Below are 23,863 nucleotides of genomic sequence, written 5' to 3'. Positions count from 1 at the left end.
ACCGTGAAAATCCTCGTGGACTTCGCGAAGTGCACCGGTCTCGGCCTCTGCGAGGCCGCGGCACCGGAGCTGTTCGAGATCGACGACGACGGCGGGCTGGTGGTCCTCGTCGACGACGTTCCGCCCGGTGAGGTGGACGCCGCCCGCGCGGCCGTCGTCGGGTGCCCGACCGCGGCGCTGCAGCTGACGGACGAGTAAGCCGTTCAATCCTCCCCGGCCGGGCCCGATCCGCTCGGCGTACCATCGGCGCGGAGCGGGTCGGCCGGGACGGATCGGCCGGGACGAGGAGCAGCGTGTCGAGCAGCGGTGGGCCTACGCCGCCCAAGGATCCCCGGGCACGGCGCTCGCGGCAGGCGCTCGAACGGGCGCTCCTGGACCTCGTCGCCGAGCAGGACCTCGCGCAGATCTCGGTCTCCGACATCACCAAGCAGGCCGGGCTCAGCCGCTCGACGTTCTACGAGCACTACGTGGACGTGCACGACCTGGCGGCCTCGGCGTGCACCCTGCTGTTCGACCAGCTGGTCGAGGGCCTGCCGATGGCCGATCCGGGGCTGGTGGAGAAGCCCGACCCGCCGGACAACCCGCTGGTCCCGGTGTTCTCGCACTTCGCCACGCACGCGCCGCTCTACCGCTCGCTGCTCGGGCCGGACGGCAGCGCCCGGGTGATCAACCACCTCGTGCACCGGCTGCGGGCCGCCACCCGTGCGAACCTGCGGTTCGCCGCGCAGATCACGCCGCGCGTCACCGGTGCGCCGGGCACCCCGCCCGACGACCCGACGTACGCGCTGATCGCGGGCGCGATCGTGGGCATCGTCGTCGACTGGTTGCGGCACGAGACGCCGGACACTCCCGAGCAGCTCGCGGCACGGGTGTGGCCGCACCTCGTGGGCGCCGCCGAAGCCCGTGAGTCCTCGTTCTAGAGCCCGAACGCGCCGCCCTCGATCAGGATCACCAGCCCGATGCCGATCAGCACGACCGGCAGGACGACGTGGCCCCAGCGGGCCAGCGCGGCGGCCACCAGCGGCCGGGTGGCCAGGAACCATCCCGCGGCGCACCACACCCCGACGCCGACCAGGAACACCGCCGCGTACAGGCCCAGGTACGGGACCACCGCGTCCGGAAGCAGGCCTGCGCCGAGCGACCCGACCACCGCCACCGCGAGAATGCCCAGGAAGCCGAGGTACTGCCCGGCCACGACCCCCCGGACGCCGCCCCGGCGGCCGGCGGCCCGCCCGAAGAACACCGCGAGGACGAGCAGGTCGTCGACGTTGGTCGCGGCGAACATGCCCGCCGCCTGGCCGAGCGTCGAGAGCTCCACGCACGCCCTTCCCCGGTCCGGTCCGCCCTCGGGAGCCTACGGGGTGGCGGGTGACGTCAGATGTGGCGCATTCGCTGGGTCGGCGCGTTCATCAGCGACTCCGCGGTACGCCGGTGCGCACCGCCCGGCGCCGCCTCCCGCGCCCGGTGCCGCAGCCAGAGCGACCCGACGATGGCCCAGGCGATCGTCGTCGGGGCGATCAGCGCGAACAGGACGAACGTGATCACCTGGTAGGTCCAATCCAGGCTGCTGCCGAGGACGGCGGTGAGCGCGTACCCCTCCAGCAGCAGCGCCCCGGTTCCGGCGGCCGCCGCGGTGGTCCAGTGCGGCACGACCCGCGAGTCGTACGCCCGCCGGGCCACCTGGAAGCCCGCGTAGCCGAGCAGGACTACAGCCAATAAGTACGCGCTCACATCGACTCCCCGGGGGACGACAGCACCTGTTCCGGGGATAACCAGAACCACCCGGCCGTGAACGTGCTCGAGGACATGAGTCCGGGTGGGTAGCGGCATCGGCAGAATTGCCCATTTGTCAGGACCGGCGACGATTCTCCGGCCGTCGCGGCGGACGATGCGATTGCCATCAGCGCCGATCGTCACGGCAACTGTCCGATGACGATCGCGACCAGAGGAGGTCCCATGAGAGCGTCCCGACTCCCCCGGCGATTACTCGTCGCCGTCGCGGCCCTCACCGTCGCCGTGTTCACCGGCGCCGGGTTCGCGCCGGCCCCGAGCGCAGCGGCCACCGGCTCCGGCCCGTACCCCGCCCGGTACGAGACCGACGCCACGCTGCGCAACCACACGATCTACCGCCCGGCCGACCTGACCACCGCGCCGCGGCTGCCGATCGTCGTCTGGGGCAACGGAGCGTGCCGGGCCGACGGCACGTGGTTCGAGAACTTCCTGTCCGAGATCGCGTCGCGCGGGTACCTCGTCGTCGCGAACGGTCTCCCCGGCGGCAGCGGCCAGACGCAGGCCTCCTGGCTCACCCAGAGCATCGACTGGGCGATCCGGGAGAACAGCCGGCTGGGCAGCAAGTACCGCGGCAAGCTCGACACGACGAAGATCGCCGTGATGGGCCAGTCGTGCGGCGGGCTGGAGGCGATCGAGGTCTCCGGCGACCGCCGGATCACCACGACCGTCGTCTGGAACAGCGGGCTGTTCGGCACCGGCGCGAAGCTGGGGTTGCGTAACCTCACCCGGCCGGTGGCCTACATCAACGGCGGTCCGAGCGACATCGCGTACGCGAACGCGGTGGACGACTTCGGCAAGCTGCCCGCGGCCACCCCGGCGTTCTTCGGCGCGCTGAACGGCGCCGGACACTTCGGCACGTACGGCCAGCCGAACGGCGGCGAGTTCGCGATCGTCGGCACCGCGTGGCTGGACTGGCAGCTCAAGGGCAGCCAGACCGCTGCGGCGCAGTTCGTCGGCGCGGCGTGCGGCCTCTGCCGGGACGCCGACTGGGAGGTCCGCCAGCGCAACCTGCGCTGAGCCCTATCACCCGCGAGCGGGCGCGTTCAGGCAGGCCATAGGTCGCCCGAACGCGCCCGCTCCTGCTTGCCCCCCGTGGCCCAGGTCTCAACGGCTCAGGGAATGCCTCTTCCGCCCGTAGGGTTGTGGTGCATGCAAACGCATAGAGGTTACGGTAAGTGAGCATAGGGAGACGGCCATGCAGTTCGGGGTGTTCTCGGTCAGCGACATCACGCGCGACCCGGTTTCCGGTGAGACGCCGAGCGAGGCCGAGCGGATCGACGCGATCGTGCAGATCGCCAAGAAGACCGAGGAGGTCGGGCTCGACGTCTTCGCGATCGGCGAGCACCACAACCCGCCCTTCTTCTCCTCCGCGCCGACGACGCTGCTCGCGCACATCGCCGCGCTCACCGAGAGGCTGATCGTCACTACGTCGACGACGCTGATCACGACCAACGACCCGGTGCGCATCGCCGAGGAGTACGCGATGCTGCAGCACCTGTCGAAGGGCCGGATGGACCTGATGCTCGGGCGCGGCAACACCGCACCGGTGTATCCCTGGTTCGGCCAGGACATCCGCCAGAGCCTGCCGCTGGGTCTGGAGAACTACAACCTGCTCCACCGGCTGTGGCGTGAGGACGTCGTGGACTGGGAGGGCAAGTTCCGGACGCCGCTGCAGGGCTTCACGTCCACGCCGCGCCCGCTCGACGACGTGCCGCCGTTCGTCTGGCACGGGTCGATCCGCAGCCCCGAGATCGCCGAGCAGGCCGCTTACTACGGGGACGGCTTCTTCGCCAACCACATCTTCTGGCCGAAGGAGCACTACATGCGGCTGATCACGTTCTACCGCCAGCGCTACGCGCACTACGGCCACGGCTCCGAGAAGCAGGCGATCGTCGGCCTCGGTGGCCAGGCGTACATCGCGAAGCGGTCGCAGCAGGCGGTCAAGGAGTTCCGTCCGTACTTCAACGAGGCCCCGGTCTACGGCAACGGCCCGACGATGGAGGACTTCGCGGACCAGACGCCGCTCACCGTCGGTAGCCCGCAGGAGGTCATCGACAAGACGCTGACGTTCCGCGAGCACTTCGGTGACTACCAGCGCCAGCTCTTCCTGATCGACCACGCCGGCCTGCCGCTGAAGATGGTGCTGAACCAGCTAGAGCTGCTCGGCGGCGAGGTCGTGCCGGTGCTGCGCAAGGAGCTGGCCGCCAAGCGCGACCCGGAGGTGCCCGAGGCCCCGACCCACCAGAGCCTGGTGAAGGCCAAGTACGGCGACGGCCCGGTCCGCCAGCCGCGGCCGAACGCGAACCGCGGCGACAACGTCACCGGTGGCTCGCCGTACCAGGACACCGACGCGGTCCAGGCCGGCTAATGACCGCCAACGGGGCATGGGAGGCCCTGCTCGAAGCCCACGCCCGGCTGATGAAGCAATTCGCGGCCGAGGACGTCTGGCAGGGCCTCTCCATGCGCGAGTACGACGTGCTCTACACGCTGTCCAAGTGCCCCGGGCCGCAGCGCATCGGCGAACTGTCCCGGCACGTGCTGCTTAGCCAGCCGGCGCTCTCCCGCCTCGTGGACCGCCTGGTCGAGCGCGGGTACGTCGAGCGCTGCCCGGATCCCGCGGACGGCCGCGGGGTCCGGCTCTCGCTCACCATGGCCGGCCGGGACCTCCAGCGCCGGGTCGGACGGGCGCACGCCCGCGGCGTCAGCCGGGCCCTGCGCGAGCGACTCACCCCGGATGAACTGCACCAACTCGAGACCATCGGCAGGAAGCTCGGACATGAGTAAGAACCTTTCGCTCGTCGTCGTCACCGCGGGCACCAGCGACCCGTCGTCCACCCGGCTGCTGGCCGACCGCACCGCGGAGCGCGTCAGCGCGCTCACCGGCCGGCGCGGCCACACGGTGGCCGTCCAGGTCGTCGACCTGCGTCAGCTCGCCACCGAGATCACGACCGCGATGATCTCCCAGCTGATCGGGCCGAAGCTCCGAGCCGCGATCACCGCGCTCGGCGAGGCGGACGGCATCGTCGCCAGCACGCCGGTCTACAAGGCGGGCGCTAGCGGCCTGTTCACGTCGTTCTTCCAGGTGCTCGACAACGACCTGCTGATCGCGAAGCCGGTCGTGCTGGCCGCCACCGCGGGTACCGCCCGCCACGCGCTCGTCGTCGACGACCAGCTGCGGTCGCTCTTCGCCTACCTGCGGACCGTGGCGGTGCCGACCTCGCTGTTCGCATCCACCGAGGACTGGAACGACCCGGCGTTGAACAAGCGCGTCGACCGCGCGGCGCTGGAGCTCGTCGTGCTGATGGAGAGCGGGTTCGCGCAGGAGATCCGGGGCGAGTCCTGGCATAGCTACCAGCACGAGTTCGGCAGCGCGGGCGGGACCGAGGTGTCGATCAACCTCGACTCGGACCTGATGCGGCTGGCGACCGGCGGCTCGGCGAACTGACCGCCGGTTAGCGCGCCAGGTCGCGGAGGGCGGCGCGGAGCAGGTCCGGCGTCCGCTGCGGCGGTTCGGCCTCGATGAACAGCTGGCCGATCGCCGCCGCGTACAGGTCGACGTCCTCTTCCTTGTCCAGGTAGAGCGCGCTGGTGAGGTACTCGAGATAGACGACGTCGGACATGTCCGGGTGCGGAAAGCGCAGGATGCTGAAGGCCCCGCCGGACGCCGGGTGACCGCCCGCGCGGAACGGAATGACCTGCAGGCGGACGTTCGGCAGGTCGGTCGCCGCCAGCAGCGCCTCGATCTGCCCGCGCAGGATGTCGGCCCCGCCGATCGGCCGCCGCAGCACCGCTTCGTCCAGCACCGCCCACAGCCGCGGCGGCTCGGGCCGGGTGAGGACCGTCGCGCGGGCCATCCGCAGCTCCACACGGCGGTCGATCTCGTCCCGCGCCCGCGAGCCGTGCCCCAGGTTGATCACCGCGCGGGCGTACGCCTCGGTCTGCAGCAGCCCCGGTACGAACTGGACCTCGTAGGTCCGGATCAGCTCGGCCGCCTGCTCCAGGTCGAGGTAGTTCTGGAACCAGGGCGCGAGCACATCGGAGTACCCCTGCCACCAGCCGGGCGCGTTGGCCTCACGGACCTGCGCGAGCAGGCGGGAGTGCTCCTCCCCGGGCTCCACACCGTACAGGCGGAGCAGGTCGACGACGTCCCGCTCCTTGAAGCCGACCCGGCCCAGCTCGATCCGGCTGATCTTCGACTCGGAGCCGCGGATCGCCCAGCCCGCCTCGGCGCGGGTCAGCCCCCGCGCTTCCCGCAGTTGTCGTAGCTGCGCACCGACCTGGATGCGGTGCGCGATCGGCCCACCGTTCGACTGCGGTGTATTCACCAGCCGCCTTCTCGTCAGGTTGTGCGGACAAGCATAGTCCGCAGCCGAGACCTACCCGCCACCCCGCTCTCCGACCGTGCTGTCGCATGTGGACATACTGGGGACCCGTGCGGCCCCGCACGCGCGCGAGTCGAACCGGCGCGGTTCAATGGCCGTGATCGGAGTTGGCACGCACCGTTGTCAGAGGAAGCGGAGTTGCGTTCTATGACCGAGGAGACCGGCCTCCCCGCCGACACGAAGATCGACATCAGCGTTCCGCACTCCGCGAGAATCTGGAACTACTGGCTCGGCGGCAAGGACCACTTCGCCGCCGACCGCGCGGCCGGTGACGAGGTGCTGGCCCACATCCCCGACATCCCGCTCGGCGCGCGGGCCGAGCGCGCGTTCCTCAAGCGCGTCGTGCGGTACCTGGTTCGCGACGCCGGGATCACCCAGTTCCTCGACGTCGGAACCGGCTTGCCGTCCGCGGACAACACCCACGAGGTCGCGCAGTCGCTCGACCCGACCGCCCGGGTGGTGTACGTCGACAACGACCCGCTGGTGATGGTCCACGCCCGCGCGCTGCTGGTCAGCTCGCCGGCGGGCGCGAGCGACTACGTCGAGGCCGACCTGCGCGACCCCGAGGCGATCTTCGCCGCCGCGGAGCGGACGCTGGACTTCAGCCGTCCGGTCGCGCTGATGCTGCTGGGCGTCGTCAACCACATCATGGACGACGACGAGGCGTACCCGGGTGTCGCCCGGCTGGTGTCGAAGCTCGCGCCGGGCAGCTACCTGGTGCTGACCCACTCCACCGCCGAGATCCACGGTGAGCCGATGCTGCGGGTGATGCGCGAGACCACCGAGCGGGGCGGCACCCCGATCCGGGCCCGCACCCGGGTGGAGCTCGAGCGCTTCTTCGACGGGCTGGAACTGCTGGAGCCCGGCGTCGTGTCCTGCTCTCGCTGGCGACCCGACGCGGACGAGCTCGACGTCCCGGACGTCTACCTGTTCGGTGGGGTGGGCCGGATCGGCTGAGGCCCGGCCGGGTGCCGGCGCCGCGTCCGACGGCGCGATCACCCGCACCACGTCGACGGCGGTGGCGTCCGGTGCCCGGCCGATGGTGGACGATCGCCCTGCGCCGGAGCGTGCCACACCCCGCTCCGGCGGCTCGACCGACTATCCGGCGGTGGACAGCGGAACCCGCTGGGCGGGCGCGAGGACGACCCGGTTCCGGCCGTGTTCCTTCGCCCGGTACAGCGCGCGGTCGGCGTCCCGCATCAGAGCCGTTGCGTCGTCGGTGCCGCGCAGCGTCGCCACGCCCAGCGATCCGCTCATCTCGACCGGACCGGTCTCCGGCAGGACGACCGGCGCACCGGCCAGCGCCGCCCGCAGCCGCTCGGCGAGTTCCGCCGCGCCCTGCTCCGGGGTGTCCGGCAGCAGCCAGGCGAACTCCTCGCCGCCGTGCCGGGCGATGACGTCACCGGCCCGCGCCACCGCACCCAGACGCTGGGCTGCCTGCACCAGCGCGGCGTCGCCCGCGGCGTGCCCGTAGGCGTCGTTGATCCGTTTGAAGTGGTCGATGTCCAGCACGACCAGGCTCAGCGGCGCCCCGGAGCGGCGGGCCCGAGCGACCTCGCGGTCGAGGGCGTCCTGCAAGAACCGCCGGTTGTGCAGGCCGGTCAGCGGGTCGGTCACCGCCAGCCGGGCCTGCTCGGCCAGCGCGTCCCGCAGTTCGCGGGCCAGCCGGGTGCGGTCCCGGGTCACCAGCAGCTGCCGGTACAGCAGCCCGGCGACGATCACGGCAGCGACCACCACCGGCACGAACGGAATGTCCGCCGCGGCGATCTGGGCGGCCACCACCGCCCAGGCGGCGAGTGCGGCGACCAGCAGCGGGACGATCGTGAGATCGCGGCCGATCACCGCGGGTACCGCCTCCTTCTCCGGGTAGCGCAGCGCGACCAGTCCGCCGAGCGTCAGCACGATCGCGCCCACTTGGTAACCGAGGTTCAGCCAGCTGGTGTCGCCGTAGCTGTCGTTGATCGTCTGGTAGGTGTAGCCACAGTCGACAACGGCCCAGACCAGGTAGGCCCAGCCGACCAGGCGCACCGACGTCGGGAGCCGGTCGTGGCCGGACAGCCCGAGCGACACCAGGCACACCAGGATCGCTATGTCGGTGAGCGGGTACGCGACCGTGATCAGGCGGCTGAACCCGTCGCTGTCGTCGACCTGCGGTGCGACGAGCACCTGCCAGCCCAGCGTCGCCAGGCCGAGGGCCACCAGCGTGACGTCGAGCAGCATCCGCCGGCTCCGCGGGGCACCGGCCCTGCGGAACGCGACCAGCAGGCCGATCGGGATCAGCAGGCCGCTCAGGATGTAGAAGACGTCAGCCGGCGACGGATAGGTCTCATCGTCCGGCGCGGTGTACGCCCGGTAGCTCCACATCACCTCGCCGGCCAGCCACAGCACGCCGGAGCAGGCGAACAGCACCCACGCCCTGCCGATCCGGTTGGCGTGCCTGCGACGCCAGGCCGCCCGGCACCCGGTGACCGCGACCACGATCACCGGCACCAGGTAGGCGATGTTCGCGGTGAACTTCGCCAGCCCGGGGGCGTCCTGGCTCCGCCAGGTCAGCACCGCGAAACAGGCCAGCCAGCAGAGCCCGAGCAGCGCGGCCCGGCGGATCACACGATCGGAGCGCAGCACGCGCACGATCGCTTCCGGGGCGATCCCGGTCGGCTGTGCGGCGGCGGTCATCGATTGCCCGTCAGCAGGTGGTTCGGGGTACGCGGCCCGGCCAGCGCCGCACCGATGAGTTCGGGGTCCCCCGGGCGGCCGTAGAGCCAGCCCTGGATCTCGTCGCAGCCGTACCGCCGCAGCAGCGCGGCCTGGTGCGGCTCCTCGACGCCTTCGGCGACCGTCCGCAGGCCGAGCGTCCGGGCCAGCGCGGTGATCGCGGCGATGACCGGCGCCTCCTGGTCGGTGGGGCCCAGCACGGCCACGAACGACCGGTCGATCTTGAGGATGTCGGCCGGGAGGCGGTGCAGCCGGCTCAGCGACGAGTACCCGGTGCCGAAGTCGTCGATCGCGATCCGGATCCCGAGTGCCCGCAGGCGGCGCAGCACGTCAAGCGCCGCGGCGGAGTCGGCGTCCAGCGTGCTCTCGGTGACCTCCAGGACGAGGCGGTCGGCGGGCAGCCCGGAGTCGGCCAGCGCCGCGACGACCTGATCGTAGTAGTCGGGCTGGTCCAGCTCCTGGCCGGAGACGTTGACGGTGACCTTCGTGGCGACGTGGCGGGGCCAGGACGCCGCCGCCTGGCACGCGGTCCGGAGGACCCAGCGGTCGAGCACCCGGATGAATCCGCTGCGCTCGGCGTCCGGAATGAAGTCGTTCGGGGGGACGGGGCCGAGGCCGGGCCGGATCCACCGGACCAGTGCCTCCGCGCCCGTGACGCGGCCTTCGGCCGCGTCGACGATCGGCTGGTAGACGACGGTGAACTCGCCCGCGGTCAGTGCGGCAGTGAGCTGGGACGCCACACCCGCGGTGTCCTCGTAGTGCACGGTGCTGCTGCCGCCGGTCCGCCGTGCCTCCGACAGCGCGCTCTCGGCGCGGCCGGTGAGCAGGGCGGACGTGTCGCCGGCGCAGTGTCCGGCGGTGCCGACCGGGAAGCCGCCCGCGGTGCTCGCGGCGGCGCGGAGCCGTTCCAGCAGCGCGGTCGTCGCGGTGACCCCGCCGGTGACCAGCACCGCGAACGTGGTGTCGCCGTAGCGGGCGACCACGGCCGGACCGGCCTCGGCCGACCACGTCTGGCCGAGCCCGCGCAGCAGGTCGTCGGCGGCCGCGGGGCCGCGGCGGGCGGCGCTGTCGACGAGCTGTTCGACGTCGAGCAGGGCCAGCGTCAGCGGCGTGCCGTCGCGGTCGGCGGCGAGCTTGACACGCAGCGCGCGGACCAGCCCGCGGCGGTTCGGCAGCCCGGTGAGCAAATCGATGTCCGCCTCGGCCGCCGCGCGGACCAGCCATCCGGTGACCGCAGCGACGACCCCGTTGACGCAGACCAGCGTCGCGGCGATCGCCACCGGCAGCGCCGACCAGGCGAACTGGGCGAGCGCGATCAGCCCGACGATCCCGGCGTCGGCGAGCAGCGTGGCGCGGCGGTCGAAGAACGCGTGTACGAACATCGACAGCAGCGGCAGGAGCAGCGCGGCAGCGGTTGCCTCCGCGTGACCGCGCTGGGACGACATCTGCAGCGCCAGCAGGGCGAGCGTCGCGAAGACCAGGCCGTAGAAGCCCCGGACGGACAGCCGCTCGCCGCAGAGGACGAGCAGGACACCGCCGATCAGCGCGACCGACGAGACGGCCAGTGCCGCGGCACGATCTTCCCAGGCGGGGACCAGCCAGGCGGTGAGGAACCCGACCAGCCCGCCGGTCAGGTAACAGACCGCGGCGAGCCGGGCCATCGCGCGCCGCGAGGCGATCACCGAGGGATGCGGCCCGAACCGTACGCGCATCGCCCCTCCTGTCCCCGCAGTGCGCCCCACGTCGGGGTGATCGGCGGGCAGTGGCCCTACCGGAGGAATCCGGGTCACCTCGTGTCCGAGGTCACGAAGATCCACGGCCTCACCCACCGCGCCACCGACGCGACCGCAGGCCTGCCTGCGCGGGTGAACCGGTGCGGGCGGCCGCCGACCCCGCCGTCACCGGAAACGGCGGCGGCGAGCTCGAATCGCGGCTCTAGGATCGGGGGCCTCCGGGCCTGCCCGCCGAGTCGCGAAGGAGCAGGAGCCTTGTCTCTCGTCCGCGTCCAGAACTTCTCGATCTCCCTCGACGGTTTCGGCACCGGTGACGGGCAGAGCCTCGACGCACCGTTCGGTCACGCCGGCGAACGGCTGCACGAGTGGATGTTCGCCACTCGGTGGGGCCACGAACTGCTGGGGCGACCCGGCGGGACCGGCGGCATCGACGACGCGTTCGCGCGGCTGTTCTCGGTCGGCATCGGCGCGGAGATCATGGGTTCCGGGAAGTTCGGGCCGCCCGGATGGCACTCGGACCCGGACTGGCACGGTCCGTGGGGCCCCAACCCGCCGTTCCACACCCCGGTCTTCGTCCTGACGCATCACTCGCGCCCGTCGCTCGAGATGGACGGCGGCACGACGTTCCACTTCCTCGACGCGCCGCCCGCCGAAGCGCTGGAGGCGGCGCGCGCGGCCGCGGGCGGGCTGGACGTCCGTATCGGCGGCGGTCCCAGCATGCTCCGCGACTTCCTCGCCGCCGGGCTCGTCGACCATCTGCACGTGGTCGTGGTCCCGATCCTGCTCGGGCGGGGAGTGCGGCTCTGGGACGGGCTGGAGGACTTCGACCGGAACTACACGATCGAGACCATGGTCTCCCCCACCGGAGTTACACACCTGACGTTCACCCGCACGGGCGCTGATGGCTGACGAGCCGTTGGACGATGCCGCGGCCGCACGGCTACGGCACGCCGTGGCCGTGGTGCAGCGCGACCTCGACGCCGCCGGGATCGGCAGGGCGCCGAACGCTGCTCCGGTGTCGGCCAGTAGCTCTCCGGGGTCAGCGCGCCAGTTCGGGGCTCGGTGCCCGGAACGCCGGACGCGCGTCAGCGAGCAGCGGCGCCGGTGCGGGCAGAGCCAGCCGCTCCCGCAGCGTCCACGCCCCGCCGGCCGCGACCGGCGCACCGGGGACCGTCCGCAGCCACGCGCCGGCCCGGTCGAGGAAATCGGCCAGGTCCTCGGTGTCACCAGGTCGTAGCAGGACGCCGTGGACCCGCTCGTCGGCGAGCAGCGACGCCGCCCGGGTCCCGTCGTCCACGATCTCGGCCAGCAGCGGCACCGCCGGCGCATACCCCGCCGGAAGCGCGCCGTCGACCGGCCGGATCACCACGTCCGCAGGCACCTCCGCCCCAACGGCGGCCTCGGGCACGCGCCACGCCAGCACCGGGGTGCCCTGGCGCGTCGTCGGCACGGTCAGTGGACCCTCGACGTCGAACACGTCGTGGTGGTCGATCCGGCGGATCCGCTCGGCACGCGCGTAGATCCCGGTCTCGCGGTCGGCGACGATCGAGTCCGCGGGCCAGCTCTGCCACAGCCCCCGGATCGCCGCCGCCGCACCACGCGCCGTCTCGGCCCCGATCGGGACACCCTCGGTCAGCCCGGCGCCGCCCCACACCGTGCCACCGTCCGGCGCGTACCAGTCCCGGACCCCGAGCGCGAGACCGGTCCGGCCACGGGCGAGGTGGTCGAGCGACGCGACGCGCCGCGCCAGGTTGTACGGGTGGTCACGGTGCACGGCAGCGGCCGCGAGCCACCCCAGCCGAGGCGCGCGCTCGGCCAGGAACGTCACCGCGATCGTCGACTCGATCGTTCGGCGGCCCGGCGCGGAGACCGTCGAACGGCCCGGAAACGAATCGCCGATCCGGTCGATCCCGGCCACCGCGACCGCGAACCCGCTGCCGTCCAGCGCCCGCACCGGCGCCGGGTCGGCGAGCAGTTCGAGCAGGTGGCTACCGGTCAGGGCGACACCGATGGGCTTCATGCGACATCCGATCCGCCGAAGTGGCCGCGCAGCGTGGTGGTCTCGTACTCGTGGCGGAACAGGCCGCGTTTGCGCAGCAGCGGCACGACCTCGTCCGCGATCACCTCCAGGCCGTCGATCAGGACGTCGGGCTGGAGGTTGAACCCGTCGATCGCGCCGGACCGGTACCAGTCCTCGATGTGGTCGACGAACTGCTCGGGCGTACCGACGAAGCCGTGGTGCCCGGAGCCGGTGTAGCGGGTCTGCTTGAGGTACTCGCGCACGGTCGGGTTCGTCGCCCGGATCTGCTTCACGATCGACTGCCGGAACCCGATGCTGCCGCCCTGGAACGCCGGGTCGGCCGCCTGCGCCAGCACCTCCGGCGGGAACGGCGCGTCCAGGTCGAGCGTGGTGGCGTCGATGCCGAGCGCGCCGGAGAGCCACTGTGCGGAGTAGACCGACGGCCCCAGGTCGTGCAGCGCGTCGCTGCGCCTGCGTGCCTCCTCCTCGGTGCTGCCGAGGCTGAACAGGACGCCGGGGAGGATCTTGACCGTGTCCGGGTCCCGGCCGGCGTCCGCCGCGTATTGCTTGACCTCGTTGTAGTGCTCGATCGCGCCCTCTTTGGTGAGCTCGGCGGCGAACACGCCGTCGGCGCGGGTACCGGCCAGCCGGCGTCCCTTCTCCGAGCCGCCCGCCTGCAACAGGACCGGCTTCCCCTGCGGCGACGGCGGCACGCGCAGGCGACCCCGCAGCGTGAAGTGCTCCCCCGCGTGGTCCACGTCGACGCCGGTGCGCGCGGACTCCCACAGCGCGACGACGAGGTCGACGAACTCCACCGCGCGCTCGTAGCGGTCGCTCCGCTCGGGCAGCCCGGTCAGGCCGAAGTTGCCCGCCGCGGCACCGTGCCGGGTCGTGACGATGTTCCATCCGGCCCGGCCGTCGCTGACATGGTCCAGCGACAGCAGCCGCTCGGCCAGCTCGAACGGGTCGTTGAACGTCGTCGACGCGGTGGCGATCAGCCCGAGGTGCTCGGTGGCTGCCGCCAGGTGCGCCCAGTTGATCGTCGGCTCGAGCTTGCTGACGTTCGCGTCGTAGGACGGATCGCCCAGCGCGGGCCCGTCGGCAAGGAAGAACGCGTCGAGCGTCGCTCGCTCGGCGGTGGCGGCGATCCGCTGCCAGTACCCGGGGTCGGTGGGCGCATCCGGGGTCAGCCGGGCGTCCCACTGCCAGGCCGCGGGCAGGTACCCCAGGACCAGCGTGTTCACGCCGAGGATGACGTGCCCCTCGCGGGCACTCATGCCTGCGACGCGTCGTGGCTCGACGCCCCGGTGAGTGCCTGCAGCGGGTTCCTGCCGTTGACGAACCAATCGCCGAGCAGGCGTTCCTTGTAGACGCGCGGGTTGTGGGAGGCCAGCGTCCTGGCGTTGCGCCAGTGCCGGTCCAGCCGCAGCTTCTCGGAGACCCCGGACGCCCCGAGCGCGTCGAACACGATCGTGGCGGCTTCCAGCGTGTGCTCGATGATGACGATCTGGGCCTGCGAGATCGCGACGTTACTGGCCACGAGTTGCCGCTGCACAGCGTCCGCATCGTTGGTGAGACGGGAGGAGACGATCGCGTCGAGCGTCGCCGCAGAGGCCGAGAGCGCGGAACGCGCGCCGTAGGCGAGCGCACCGACCCGACCGATGACCTGTAGTAACTGGGGGTCGTCGGTGATCGAACCGGTGACCGCGTGCCGGTAGGTCCGCTTGCGGGCCTTCAGCGCCTCGATCCCGTCACGGTGCGCGGCGGCCGCGATGCCGGCCAGCGCCGCGAGCATCGCCTCCTGGTAGAAGTGGCCCAGGTAGGGCGCGCGGTCGGCGTACGGGATGACGTTGTCGGTCTCGATCCGGGCGTGGTCGTAGGTGGCGCTGCCGCTGCCGGTGACGCGCTGCCCGAACCCGACCCAGTCGTCGACGACCTGCACGCCCGGCTGGTCGACCCGCACCAGCGCGGTGAGCGGACCGTCGTCCGGGCCCTTGCCGAGCACGTCGAGCCAGTCCGCGTACAGGCTGCCGGTGGCGTAGAACTTCGCGCCGGTCACCTGCCAGTGATCACCGTCCGGGGTGATCACGGTCTTGAGGTTGTCCAGCGTGCCGTTGTTCGCCTCGGTCCAGCCGCCGCCGACGAATTCGCCGGCCAGGAACCGGGCGATCCATGCCTCGTTGGCGGGGGTCACCGCGGCGGCGAGGCGGTCCTCGACGAACGCGAGGTGGTTGCGGAACACGTGGGCGACGTTGGGGTCGGCGGCGCCGAGGTCGGTGAGCAGCTCGAACGTCTGCTGCAGCGAGGCGCCGAGGCCACCGCGGTCGACCGGGATCCGCAGCGTTCCGAAGCCCGCGTCGACGAGCCACCGGACCTGCTCGTGGACGAGCGTGCGGCCGTTCTCCCGGTCGGCGCTGTCCTTGGCGATGCGTTCGAAGACCGGCGCGAAGGCCTCGTGCAGACGAGCGCTGTCGGCGGTGGGTGGAGCGAGGAAAGTCGATGTCACAGAGTTTATCTATCAGATTAGTAGGTTACTGAACAGGAGCTCCCCGTTCGCCGATGCATCGCTGACCGTTTTGGCCGGTGACCCGGGGTGCACGCAGGGGCTACCGTGCGGTTATGACTCTGCCGCTCCCCGGTCCTCATGACCGCGATCCCTGGTACCCGGCAGATCCCGCATCGGCTCCGCCGCACGCCGGGTATCCGTACTCGGCGCCGCCGAACGCCGGCGGGGTCCAGCCCTACTCCGCCCAGCCCTACTCCGCCGCGCCCTACTCGGGACAGCCGTACCCCGGGCCCCACCCGCCGCACTACGCCCCGCCGGTCGGCTACGGCGTCGATCCGATCACCGGCTTGCCGTACTCGGACAAGAGCAAGCTGGTGGCCGGGCTCCTGCAGATGCTGCCGGGGTTCTTCCTCGGCCTCGGGGGCATCGGACGGCTCTACGCGGGCCACACCGCGCTCGGCGCCGTGCAGATCGGCGCGACGCTCGTCGGATGGGTGTCGTTCTGGCTGGCCGTCTGCCTGTCGTTCCTGCTGTTTCCGCTGCTGATGTTCGGGGTGTACGGGGCGATGTGGCTGTGGTTCGTGATCGACGGGATCGTGCTGCTGGCCGGTAACCCCCGAGACGGCCAGGGCCGCCCCCTCCGCACCTGACGGGTGCCCGCGCTGAAACTGCACGGTGTGGTGTTTCTGACCCTGGGCGTCTGTTGTTTCGGACTTAGGTTCTACTTTTAGGGGGCCCGGCGGCGTCGCGGGCGGACCGAAGGGTGGAACGGTGACAGCAACCGGGTCGGACGGGATCGTCGTGCTGGGCACGGAGCAGCAGGCGGCCTGGGGACGGCGGGAGCTGCCGCCGATCGAGAAGTTGCCGGGTGGGATCTGGTCGGTGCCGGTACCGATCCCCGACAACCCACTGCGCTACACGCTGAGCTACCTGCTCCCCGGCGACACCGGCGTGGTCGTCGTCGACCCCGGATGGAACGACGAGGAAACCTGGTCGGCGCTGCTGGCCGGGCTCGAGGTCGCCGGGTTCGCGCTCGACGACGTCCTCGGCATGGTCGCGACCCACGTCCACCCGGACCACCACGGGCTCTCGCTCCGGCTGCGGGAGGCCACCGGCGCCTGGGTCGCGATGCACCCGGCCGAGGCCGACAACATGCCGCAGCGGATGGGCGCGACCACGCCGGAGATTCGCCGCCGGGGCATGACGCAGATCCTGAAGGTGTCCGGTGCCAGCGACGAGGACATCGAGGAGCTGCTCACCGGCGGCAACCCGCGCAGCGAGCCGGACTTCCGGATGGCCGAGCCCGACGTCCTGCTGGAGGACGGCGAGCTGGTGCCGCTACCCGGCAGGCGCATCCGCACGGTCTGGACGCCCGGCCACACGCCCGGTCACATCTGCCTGGCCGACGAGGACACGAAGGTGCTGCTCACCGGCGACCACGTGCTGCCCCGGATCAGCCCGAACATCGGACTGAACCCCTCGGCCGAGGGCGCGCCGCTGGCGGACTTCCTCGCCTCGCTGCAGAAGGTCGCCGGGTACGACGACCACGACGCGCTGCCCGCGCACGAGTACCGGTTCCGCGGGCTGAGCGCGCGGTCGGCGGAACTGATCGCGCACCACGAGGAGCGCTGCCGGGAGCTGGTCGCGGTCGTCGCGTCGCTCGGGCAGCCGACGATGTGGCAGATCGCGGTCGGTCTGACCTGGTCGCGGCCGTGGGCGGAGATCGGCCGGATGCGATTCGCCGCCCTCGGCGAAACCGCGGCACACGTGCAGCACCTGGTCGGCCGCGGTGAGCTGGCCTGGGTGGCCGGTGAGCCGGGTGGGGCCCCGCGCGTCCGGGTCGACGGATGACGCGCCTCGGGCTCGGTTTGGCCGCCGTCGGGCGGCCGGCCTACCTGACGGCGGCCCGGTCCGCCGAGTTGGGCGACGATCGGTCGGTTGCTGCCCTGCGCGCCCGTACCGCTGAGCTGTTGGACGCCGCCTACGCTGCCGGTGTGCGGTATGTCGATGCCGCCCGCTCGTACGGGCGCGCCGAGGAGTTCCTCGCCGCCTGGCGCGCGTCCCGTCCGGACGTCACGGATCTGATCGTCGCGTCCAAGTGGGGATACACCTACGTCGGGGACTGGCGCACGGACCGTCGCGTCCACGAGGTGAAGGACCACTCGGTGCAGGCGTTCCGCCGCCAGTGGGCGGAGACGCGGGCACTGCTCGGCGACACGGTCGCGGTCTACCAGATCCACTCGGTCACACCCGAGAGCCCGGCGCTCGACGACGCCGAGCTGCTCGGGGAGCTCGCGCGCCTCCGGGACACCGGCGTCCGGGTGGGGGTGTCCACGTCCGGGCCGGCGCAGGCCGACTCGGTGCGGCGGGCGCTCGGCGTCGTGGTGGGCGGCGCGCCGCTGTTCTCGGTTGTCCAGTCGACGTGGAACGTGCTGGAACCGTCGGTGGGTCCGGCGCTGGCCGAAGCCGCCGACGCCGGGGTCGCGGTCGTCCTCAAAGAGTGCCTCGCGAACGGGCGGCTCGCGGCGACCGAGCCGGACGGCACGCCGGGAGTCGCGCGGGCGGCGGACGTCGCGAAGCGGCTCGGGTTGCCGCTGGACGAGTTCGCGATGGCGGTGGCGCTGGCCCAGCCGTGGGCCGGGCGGGTGCTGACCGGCGCGGTGACCACCGACCAGATCGCCCGGAACCGGCGCGCGGCCGAGGCGGGGATCCTGCCCGCGGACGCGGCGGCGCAGCTGGCCGACCTGGCCGAGGCTCCCGCCGACTACTGGGCGACCCGGTCCCGCCGGGAATGGCGCTGAGCGCCGTGCGCCGCTCCCCCGCGCTCCGGCTGCTCGCCCCCGGCTCCTGGCCGGAGGCCCGCCGGATCGCCGACATCCTGCGCCGCGAGACGATCGGTGGCGCGCTCCTCCTGATCGCCGCGGTCAGTGCGCTGATCTGGGCCAACTCGCCCTGGTCCGGCGCCTACGAGACGCTCCGCGACACCGAGCTGGGCCCGGCCGCACTGCACCTCGACCTCACCGTCGGCGCCTGGGCCGCCGACGGCCTGCTCGCGATCTTCTTCTTCGTCGCCGGTCTCGAACTCAAGCGCGAGTTCGTCGCGGGTGACCTGCGCGATCCTCGCCGGGCCGCGGTCCCGATCGCGGCGACGCTCGGCGGTGTGGCCGTGCCCGCCCTGCTCTACCTCGTCATCGTCGTCGTCGGGGACGGGCCGCTCCGCGGCTGGGCGATCCCCACCGCGACCGACATCGCGTTCGCGCTCGCCGTCCTCGCCGTGATCGGCAGCCACCTGCCGTCCGCGCTCCGGACGTTCCTGCTGACGCTCGCGGTCGTCGACGACCTGATCGCGATCGTGATCATCGCGGTCGTCTTCACCGACGACCTGAGCCCGGTGCCGCTGCTGGTCGCGCTGGTGCCGCTGGGGCTGTTCACGCTGCTGGTGCAGCGGCGGGTGCGCGCGTGGTGGTTGCTGCTCCCGCTTGCGGTGGTGAGCTGGGCGCTGGTGCACGCCTCGGGGGTGCACGCGACGGTGGCCGGCGTTCTGCTGGGGTTCGCGGTGCCGGTGCTGCGCAGTGCGCGCGGCGACGCCGGCCCGGGCCTCGCCGAGCACTTCGAGCACCGCTTCCGGCCGCTCTCGGCGGGCGTCGCGGTGCCGGTCTTTGCGTTCTTCTCTGCCGGGGTGACCGTCGGCGGGCTGCACGGCCTGACCACCGCACTGACCGACCCGGTCACGGTCGGGGTCGCGGCCGGGTTGGTGATCGGCAAGACCGTCGGTGTGCTCGGCACGACCTGGCTGGTCGCGCGCTTCACCCGCGCCGACCTGGCCGCCGGACTCGGCTGGGTCGACGTCACCGGCCTCGCGATGCTGGCCGGTATCGGCTTCACCGTGTCGCTGCTCGTCAGCGAACTCGCGTTCGGCGCGGGCAGCGTCCACGACGAACACGCGAAGGTCGCGATCCTCGGCGGGTCACTGCTCGCCGCGCTGCTGGCCGCCGGCGTTCTCCGCGCCCGGAACCGGACCTACCGGAGAATCGCCGAGGAGGAGACGCTCGACACCGATCACGACGGCATCCCGGACATCTACCAGCGCTAACCCTTGGTGGCGGCGCGGGCCCACGCGACGAGGGCGGGCTGGCCCAGCAGGCGCAGCGCGCGCTTGCGGTCGGAGTCCAGCCCGAACGCGTCCTTGTGTTCGACGAGCTGCGCGATGTTGCCCGGGAACACCGCGACGAAGAACCCGGCGACGAGCGTCCCGAGCCGTCGCCGCGCGGGCTGCCGCCACGTGGTCAGCAGCGACGCGCCGAGCGCGATCTCGACGACGCCCGAACCGAGGACGACGGTGTCCGGGTCGACGGGGATCCAGCTGGGTACCTGGGCCTGGAACTCCTCGCGCAGCGTGGTCAGATGGCCGACGCCTGCGCCGACCAGGACGGCGCCGAGCGCGACCTGTCCGGCCGCGCGTAGTGCGCGGGAAGGGGTGGTCACCGGTGCTCTCCGTTCGTCGGCTGCGGTGCCCCCGAAACCTAACCCGCCAACCCGCGAGCCGCCCGCTGGATCCGCGTCAGCCGCACTCGCCGCCCGCGGTCGACACCGTCGACGTGACGTGGCCGCCCGCGGTCACGAAGAACATCGTGACCGCCAGGTCGTCGAGGCTGCGGCGGCTGCGCTCGAACAGCGAGCGGTAGCTGGGGACGTCCGGCAGCGCGATCGCCACCCGGTACCCGGGGTAGGCGTCGCGGACGAGGACGGCTTTCAGCAGCGCGGCGGCGTAGCCATGCCGCGCCTGCTCGCCCGGGGCGGCGGTGCCGGAACGGCGCGGAGAGCCCTTCACCTCGATCGCCCAGGTGCAATGGCCCTGGCGCGCGACGACGTCGATGCCGCGCTCGGTGGCGGCGGAGTCGGCGGTGTCGGCGACCCGCTGGATCTCCCAGCCGCTCCGGGTCAGGTGGGCGACGAGGTGAGCCTGGACGGCCGCCTCCGACTGACCGGCGTCCGGGTTCTCGAACGGGCGGAACCCCTCCCGGTAGGCGTCCGGATCCCGGTAGCCACCCGGGTCGCGGAAGTCGTCACGGCCGCGCCGCACGAACGCCACCCGCCCGCCGCTGAGGTCGACGCGATCAACGACGAACCCGGCGGCGAGCCACGCGGCCGCCTGCGGTGACGTGCCACTGTTGCCCCACCAGGCGCGGTAGTCCCTGGCCGACGGCGGGAGGGTGCCGACGAGGCCCTCGACCTCCCCTAACGACAGTCCGATCTCTTGCTGGTCGTTCGGCACCGCGGCCAGGTGCCGGCGGAGCGGGTCGTACTTCCCCATGATCCGATCACCTCGGATTCGTCCGACGCGGTCCGCGGTGCGGAGGCGGTGACGCCGATCCTCCTCCGACCTTACCGATCCGATCCCACCCTTACCGCCCCATTTCGGAGCCGGTCCTGCACGCTGTGACTCGCCTGAGTACCGCACAGTAACGTCACAGCGCCACCCCGCCACGATGACCGCGCGTCGTCGACACGGGGAGTGCACTGTGGTGGATCACCGGTTACGGGCCTGGGCAGCGCTGACGTTCGCGGTCGGCGAGATTCTCCTGCGGGCGTCCTGGCTGGCCGGGAGCCGGTGGGGATACACCGCCTGCGACCGGACCGACCTCCCGGCCGACCCGAGCGGCGGGTGCGGCGCCGACCGGGTGACGGCGGTTCCGTTCGGGGTCGGATGGGGCGCACTGCTGGCCTGCGCCCTGCTGGCCGGCTGCGCGGTGCTGGCGCTGTGGCGTCCGGGCCGGGTGGCCGCGGCCGCCGCCTGGGCCGGTGCGGCCGGCCTGGTGCTGGCCTCGTTCCCGCTGCACCTGCTGTTCGAACTCCCGGCGGCGATCGGCGGCCGGCCGGAGGACTGGCGGGACCTGTTCGGACGGCTGGCCCTGCTCGGTGGCGGTGTGCTCTTCGGCGAGCTGGCCGCGGCGCTGACCCCGGTGGCGCCGGGAGGCACGCCGACGCTGCGGCCGGTGCCCCGCTGGGCCCGGATCACGGCGTACACGGCGGCGGTGCTGCCCTGGATCGGCTGGGCGGTCCCCCACGCGCTCTGGTTGCTCGGGGTGCCGTTCGGCATCTCGTCCGCGATGGTGGACGACATCGACGCCGAGCTGAGCAGCACCGCCGGGATCGCGATCACCGCGATACCGCCGCTGGCCGGCTTACTGGTGCTCGGTCTGGCGCAGCGCTGGGGCCAGATAGTGCCGGAGTGGGTGCCGCACCTCGGCGGGCGCGCGGTCCCCCGGCTGCTCGCGCTGGTGCCCGCGGGCACGGTCGCGGCAGCGCTGGTCGCGTACGGCCTCCTGTCCACCGCCGCGCTGATCGCGGCGCTGGCCGACGGCTCCTCGTCCGGTGCGGACGTGCTGTCCGGGTGGGCGGCGACCGGCACGCTCGTGGTCTTCGTGGCCTGGGGCGGCACGCTCGGCGCCACCGCCGTCGGCTACCACGTCGCCACCCGCACCCCGCGCCCCGCCGCGGCGACGCCCGCCGTCATCCCGGAGGTCGGCCGGGGGCGGCTGAGCTCGTCGCGTCCAGACGCACCGCCGGAAGTGCCAGCGACAGTTCCACCATCGCCCGGAGCGACGTGAGCCGCCGCCCGGTCAGCGCCTCGATCCGGTGCAGCCGCTTCTGCACCGTGTTGCGGTGGCAACCCAGCCTGCGGGCCGCTGCCGATACCGACCCGTCGCACTCCACCAGCGCCTCGAGCGTCTCGACGTAGGCGTCCCACTCGGACGGACGCAGCGCGGAGAGCCCGCCGAGCGTGTGCCGGACGAGGACCTCCGCCACGTCCGGTGCGGCGGCGACCAGCGCGTGCGGCAGCCGGTCGGTGACCAGCACGACCCCGCGGTGGCCGGTGGGCAGCGTCCGCAGAGTGAGCACCGTCAGGCGGTGGGCTGTCGCGACGTCGTCGAACCCGTCGATCACCGGCGACACCGACGCCTGGCCCGGAACGCAGTCCACCAGCGCCGCGACGGCGCCCTCGACGTCGTCCGGATGATCGAGGGCCACCAGACCGGACTCGCGCGCCCCGTGGGTGACCCAGACCGACGGGAAGCCGGCCGCCCGCAGCGCCGCCTCCGGGTTCCGCCCGTCGTCCGACGGCGTGCACGCGGTCGCGGTCACGACCAGGCGGGGCCCGCGCGCGGGGATCCCCAGCACGTCGCTGGCCTCGGCGACCGCCGACGGCGTCGGCGGCCGGCGTTCGAGCAACCCGGAGAGCACGGTCTCCCGGCGCAGCCGGGTGGTGCGCTGCAGGCGGGTCTGTTCCTCCCGGTACGCGGCGGCGACGACGGTGGAGACCCGGTCCAGGGCATCCCAGACGACGACCGCCTCGGCCAGCAGGCGGCGGACGCCGTCGTCGCCGCTGCGGGTCGCCTCGCTCACCAGCGCCTGCCAGATCGCCCGAGCGCAGAGCCGATACCCGTGGAGCAGCCACTCCATCGGCGCGCCCTCCTGCGCGCGCCGACGTCCGGTCTCCTCCAGCGACAGCCGTCCCCCGGCGCCACCGTCCGCCAGCTCACCGAGCATCTGGCCGAGGCTGACCCGGCAGGTGTCGCGGAGGTCGGTCGCGCTCAGCGCGCCGCTCGCGAGGTACTCCGGCCGCAACTCGACGACGTGCCGGAACACCTCGCCGGTCAGCGCGGGCAGACGGTGGGCGCGCAGCAGCGCGGCGAGCGCGTGCACGCTCGGGCCGACCGGAGCCGCTGACATATCGGCGGAGCGTAGAGACTCCGACCCGCGATCGACAGCGCCTGACGCCGGTCCCGTGCACCCGCTCCGGACGACGGGCCGCCACAGTGTGCAGTGTGCACACCGCAGAACGTCATCGTTTGCCCGGTGCCCGCCCGGTCGCGCCGGCCAGCCCGATCGACAGCCACTGGGCGTCGGGGTCGTCGACGATCGCCAGCGCTTCGGTGTAGTCCTCCGGGGAGAGCAGCCCGATCTCGATCAGCCGCGGGCCGATCTGGTGCATGGTGAGCTTGGAGAACGCGGACTCCGGCGAACCACCGCGGACGACGCGGTAGGTGAGGTCCGCCTCGACGTCGACGAGACCGGCCGCGCGGAGCGTCGTCGACAGCTGCAGACCGAACTCGGGGTCGGCACCGATCGCGCGGAACGCGGTGGCCACCGCGGCCAGCGTGCGGGCCTGCGCGGGCGCCACCGACGCCGGGACCGTGACCGCCTGCCACGCGGCGGTCTCCGGACCGCCGAACACGGTGTCCTCGAGGACCAGCGCCCCACCGGGGCGGAGTGCGGTGGCGAGTTTGGCCACGATGCGCGCCCGGTCGGGGATGTGCTCCAGCACGGCGCGGGCGTGCACGACGTCGTACGCGCCCTCCTCGAGAGGGTCGGTGGTCACGTCGTGCTGCCGTACCTCGATGACGGAGTCCGCTTCGAGGAACCGGACGTCGAGGTCGGTGGCCACCACCCGGCCGGTGGGGCCCACCGCGGTGGCGAGCCACCGCGCGATGCTGCCCGCGCCCGCCCCGACCTCCAGGCAGCGCCCTCCGGTCGGGACGCCCGCCGCGGTGAGATGACGAATCGTCACCTCGTCGAAGCCGGCGGAGAGGCCTTCCAGCCGCCCGCGCTCCTGCTCCCACTCCTGGCTGTAGATGTAGGTATCACTCGATGGAGTCGACATGCCTCGCGACTATCCGCCGGGTGGACGCCGACGGGGTGGGCCGAGTCACCA

General features: G+C 72.6%; 25 protein-coding genes. 13 read left to right on the top strand and 12 right to left on the bottom strand.

Going from position 1 to position 23,863, the window contains the following annotated elements; genetic code table 11:
- Positions 1-3 precede the first annotated feature (3 nt).
- Both BUB75_RS23105 and BUB75_RS23100 read left to right on the top strand, forming a co-directional pair.
- Positions 4-198 (top strand): ferredoxin, encoded by a 195-nt coding sequence (locus BUB75_RS23105; protein ID WP_073260236.1) that lies wholly within the window; start codon positions 4-6, stop codon positions 196-198.
- A gap of 95 nt (positions 199-293) precedes the next feature.
- Positions 294-920, top strand: a complete 627-nt coding sequence (locus BUB75_RS23100) for a TetR/AcrR family transcriptional regulator (RefSeq protein WP_073259881.1) — start codon at positions 294-296, stop codon at positions 918-920.
- On the opposite strand, the gene BUB75_RS23095 is transcribed toward BUB75_RS23100, so the two are convergent.
- Positions 917-1,318: a hypothetical protein gene (locus BUB75_RS23095; RefSeq protein ID WP_073259880.1), complete on the bottom strand. Its 402-nt coding sequence runs from the start codon at positions 1,316-1,318 to the stop codon at positions 917-919. The two genes, BUB75_RS23100 and BUB75_RS23095, sit on opposite strands and share 4 nt — an antisense overlap.
- Before the next feature lie 56 nt (positions 1,319-1,374).
- Positions 1,375-1,731: a hypothetical protein gene (locus BUB75_RS23090; protein WP_143175362.1), complete on the bottom strand. Its 357-nt coding sequence runs from the start codon at positions 1,729-1,731 to the stop codon at positions 1,375-1,377.
- A gap of 225 nt (positions 1,732-1,956) precedes the next feature.
- On the opposite strand from BUB75_RS23090, the gene BUB75_RS23085 reads away from it, so the two are divergent.
- From BUB75_RS23085 to BUB75_RS23070, 4 genes are all read left to right on the top strand, one after another.
- Complete coding sequence (locus BUB75_RS23085) at positions 1,957-2,808, top strand: alpha/beta hydrolase (RefSeq protein WP_073259878.1); 852 nt, start codon at positions 1,957-1,959, stop codon at positions 2,806-2,808.
- A 178-nt stretch (positions 2,809-2,986) separates the two neighbouring features.
- On the top strand, positions 2,987-4,159 hold the full coding sequence (locus tag BUB75_RS23080; protein ID WP_073259877.1) for an LLM class flavin-dependent oxidoreductase: 1,173 nt from the start codon (positions 2,987-2,989) through the stop codon (positions 4,157-4,159).
- Complete coding sequence (locus BUB75_RS23075) at positions 4,159-4,575, top strand: MarR family winged helix-turn-helix transcriptional regulator (protein WP_073259876.1); 417 nt, start codon at positions 4,159-4,161, stop codon at positions 4,573-4,575. The genes BUB75_RS23080 and BUB75_RS23075 overlap by 1 nt, the downstream gene beginning before the upstream one ends.
- A complete protein-coding gene (locus tag BUB75_RS23070) occupies positions 4,568-5,236 on the top strand; it encodes a CE1759 family FMN reductase (RefSeq protein ID WP_073259875.1) in 669 nt (222 codons plus the stop codon). The genes BUB75_RS23075 and BUB75_RS23070 overlap by 8 nt, the downstream gene beginning before the upstream one ends.
- Before the next feature lie 7 nt (positions 5,237-5,243).
- On the opposite strand, the gene BUB75_RS23065 is transcribed toward BUB75_RS23070, so the two are convergent.
- Entirely contained in the window at positions 5,244-6,119 is an 876-nt protein-coding gene (locus BUB75_RS23065) for a helix-turn-helix domain-containing protein (protein ID WP_425430898.1), read from the bottom strand.
- 201 nt (positions 6,120-6,320) lie between these two features.
- Between BUB75_RS23065 and BUB75_RS23060 the strand changes: the two genes are divergently transcribed.
- Complete coding sequence (locus BUB75_RS23060; protein WP_073259874.1) at positions 6,321-7,130, top strand: SAM-dependent methyltransferase; 810 nt, start codon at positions 6,321-6,323, stop codon at positions 7,128-7,130.
- A 141-nt stretch (positions 7,131-7,271) separates the two neighbouring features.
- On the opposite strand, the gene BUB75_RS23055 is transcribed toward BUB75_RS23060, so the two are convergent.
- Both BUB75_RS23055 and BUB75_RS23050 read right to left on the bottom strand, forming a co-directional pair.
- Entirely contained in the window at positions 7,272-8,849 is a 1,578-nt protein-coding gene (locus tag BUB75_RS23055; protein ID WP_073259873.1) for a GGDEF domain-containing protein, read from the bottom strand.
- On the bottom strand, positions 8,846-10,600 hold the full coding sequence (locus BUB75_RS23050; protein WP_073259872.1) for a putative bifunctional diguanylate cyclase/phosphodiesterase: 1,755 nt from the start codon (positions 10,598-10,600) through the stop codon (positions 8,846-8,848). The genes BUB75_RS23055 and BUB75_RS23050 overlap by 4 nt, the downstream gene beginning before the upstream one ends.
- A gap of 276 nt (positions 10,601-10,876) precedes the next feature.
- Between BUB75_RS23050 and BUB75_RS23045 the strand changes: the two genes are divergently transcribed.
- Positions 10,877-11,530 (top strand): dihydrofolate reductase family protein, encoded by a 654-nt coding sequence (locus BUB75_RS23045; RefSeq protein ID WP_073259871.1) that lies wholly within the window; start codon positions 10,877-10,879, stop codon positions 11,528-11,530.
- Between the two features lie 130 nt (positions 11,531-11,660).
- Here BUB75_RS23045 and BUB75_RS23040 read toward each other — a convergent pair whose 3' ends face one another.
- From BUB75_RS23040 to BUB75_RS23030, 3 genes are read right to left on the bottom strand one after another with little or no spacing between them, the layout of a single operon-like run.
- Positions 11,661-12,641 carry an LLM class oxidoreductase gene (locus BUB75_RS23040; protein WP_073259870.1) on the bottom strand — a complete coding sequence of 327 codons (981 nt, stop codon included), beginning with the start codon at positions 12,639-12,641 and terminating at the stop codon, positions 11,661-11,663.
- The gene (locus BUB75_RS23035; RefSeq protein ID WP_073259869.1) at positions 12,638-13,918 is read right to left on the bottom strand and encodes an LLM class flavin-dependent oxidoreductase; all 1,281 of its coding nucleotides are present in this window, start codon (positions 13,916-13,918) and stop codon (positions 12,638-12,640) included. The genes BUB75_RS23040 and BUB75_RS23035 overlap by 4 nt, the downstream gene beginning before the upstream one ends.
- On the bottom strand, positions 13,915-15,147 hold the full coding sequence (locus BUB75_RS23030; protein WP_073259868.1) for an acyl-CoA dehydrogenase family protein: 1,233 nt from the start codon (positions 15,145-15,147) through the stop codon (positions 13,915-13,917). The genes BUB75_RS23035 and BUB75_RS23030 overlap by 4 nt, the downstream gene beginning before the upstream one ends.
- 113 nt (positions 15,148-15,260) lie before the next feature.
- Here BUB75_RS23030 and BUB75_RS23025 point away from each other — a divergent pair, with 113 nt between their 5' ends.
- From BUB75_RS23025 to nhaA, 4 genes are all read left to right on the top strand, one after another.
- A complete protein-coding gene (locus tag BUB75_RS23025) occupies positions 15,261-15,797 on the top strand; it encodes a hypothetical protein (protein ID WP_073259867.1) in 537 nt (178 codons plus the stop codon).
- A 121-nt stretch (positions 15,798-15,918) separates the two neighbouring features.
- Positions 15,919-16,998: an MBL fold metallo-hydrolase gene (locus BUB75_RS23020; RefSeq protein WP_218617716.1), complete on the top strand. Its 1,080-nt coding sequence runs from the start codon at positions 15,919-15,921 to the stop codon at positions 16,996-16,998.
- A complete protein-coding gene (locus tag BUB75_RS23015; RefSeq protein WP_073259866.1) occupies positions 16,995-17,948 on the top strand; it encodes an aldo/keto reductase in 954 nt (317 codons plus the stop codon). Before BUB75_RS23020 ends, BUB75_RS23015 begins: the two co-directional genes overlap by 4 nt.
- A complete protein-coding gene (gene nhaA, locus BUB75_RS23010; protein WP_073259865.1) occupies positions 17,939-19,240 on the top strand; it encodes a Na+/H+ antiporter NhaA in 1,302 nt (433 codons plus the stop codon). The genes BUB75_RS23015 and nhaA overlap by 10 nt, the downstream gene beginning before the upstream one ends.
- Here the strand turns inward: nhaA and BUB75_RS23005 are convergent.
- Positions 19,237-19,632: a DoxX family protein gene (locus tag BUB75_RS23005; protein ID WP_073259864.1), complete on the bottom strand. Its 396-nt coding sequence runs from the start codon at positions 19,630-19,632 to the stop codon at positions 19,237-19,239. The genes nhaA and BUB75_RS23005 overlap by 4 nt on opposite strands.
- Before the next feature lie 76 nt (positions 19,633-19,708).
- Complete coding sequence (locus BUB75_RS23000) at positions 19,709-20,461, bottom strand: DUF7662 domain-containing protein (RefSeq protein WP_073259863.1); 753 nt, start codon at positions 20,459-20,461, stop codon at positions 19,709-19,711.
- Positions 20,462-20,669: 208 nt separating this feature from the next.
- On the opposite strand from BUB75_RS23000, the gene BUB75_RS46415 reads away from it, so the two are divergent.
- The gene (locus BUB75_RS46415) at positions 20,670-21,758 is read left to right on the top strand and encodes a serine/threonine-protein kinase (protein ID WP_073259862.1); all 1,089 of its coding nucleotides are present in this window, start codon (positions 20,670-20,672) and stop codon (positions 21,756-21,758) included.
- Here the strand turns inward: BUB75_RS46415 and BUB75_RS22990 are convergent.
- Both BUB75_RS22990 and BUB75_RS22985 read right to left on the bottom strand, forming a co-directional pair.
- The gene (locus BUB75_RS22990) at positions 21,661-22,881 is read right to left on the bottom strand and encodes a PucR family transcriptional regulator (protein ID WP_073259861.1); all 1,221 of its coding nucleotides are present in this window, start codon (positions 22,879-22,881) and stop codon (positions 21,661-21,663) included. The two genes, BUB75_RS46415 and BUB75_RS22990, sit on opposite strands and share 98 nt — an antisense overlap.
- A 112-nt stretch (positions 22,882-22,993) precedes the next feature.
- Positions 22,994-23,812 (bottom strand): class I SAM-dependent methyltransferase, encoded by an 819-nt coding sequence (locus tag BUB75_RS22985; protein WP_073259860.1) that lies wholly within the window; start codon positions 23,810-23,812, stop codon positions 22,994-22,996.
- Between the last annotated feature and the right edge of the window lie 51 nt (positions 23,813-23,863).

It is taken from the genome of Cryptosporangium aurantiacum (assembly GCF_900143005.1).
Taxonomy (GTDB): Bacteria; Actinomycetota; Actinomycetes; order Mycobacteriales; family Cryptosporangiaceae; genus Cryptosporangium; species Cryptosporangium aurantiacum.
Note: the sequence above shows the minus strand (reverse complement) of the source record. Positions and strands in the feature narration are given on the sequence as shown.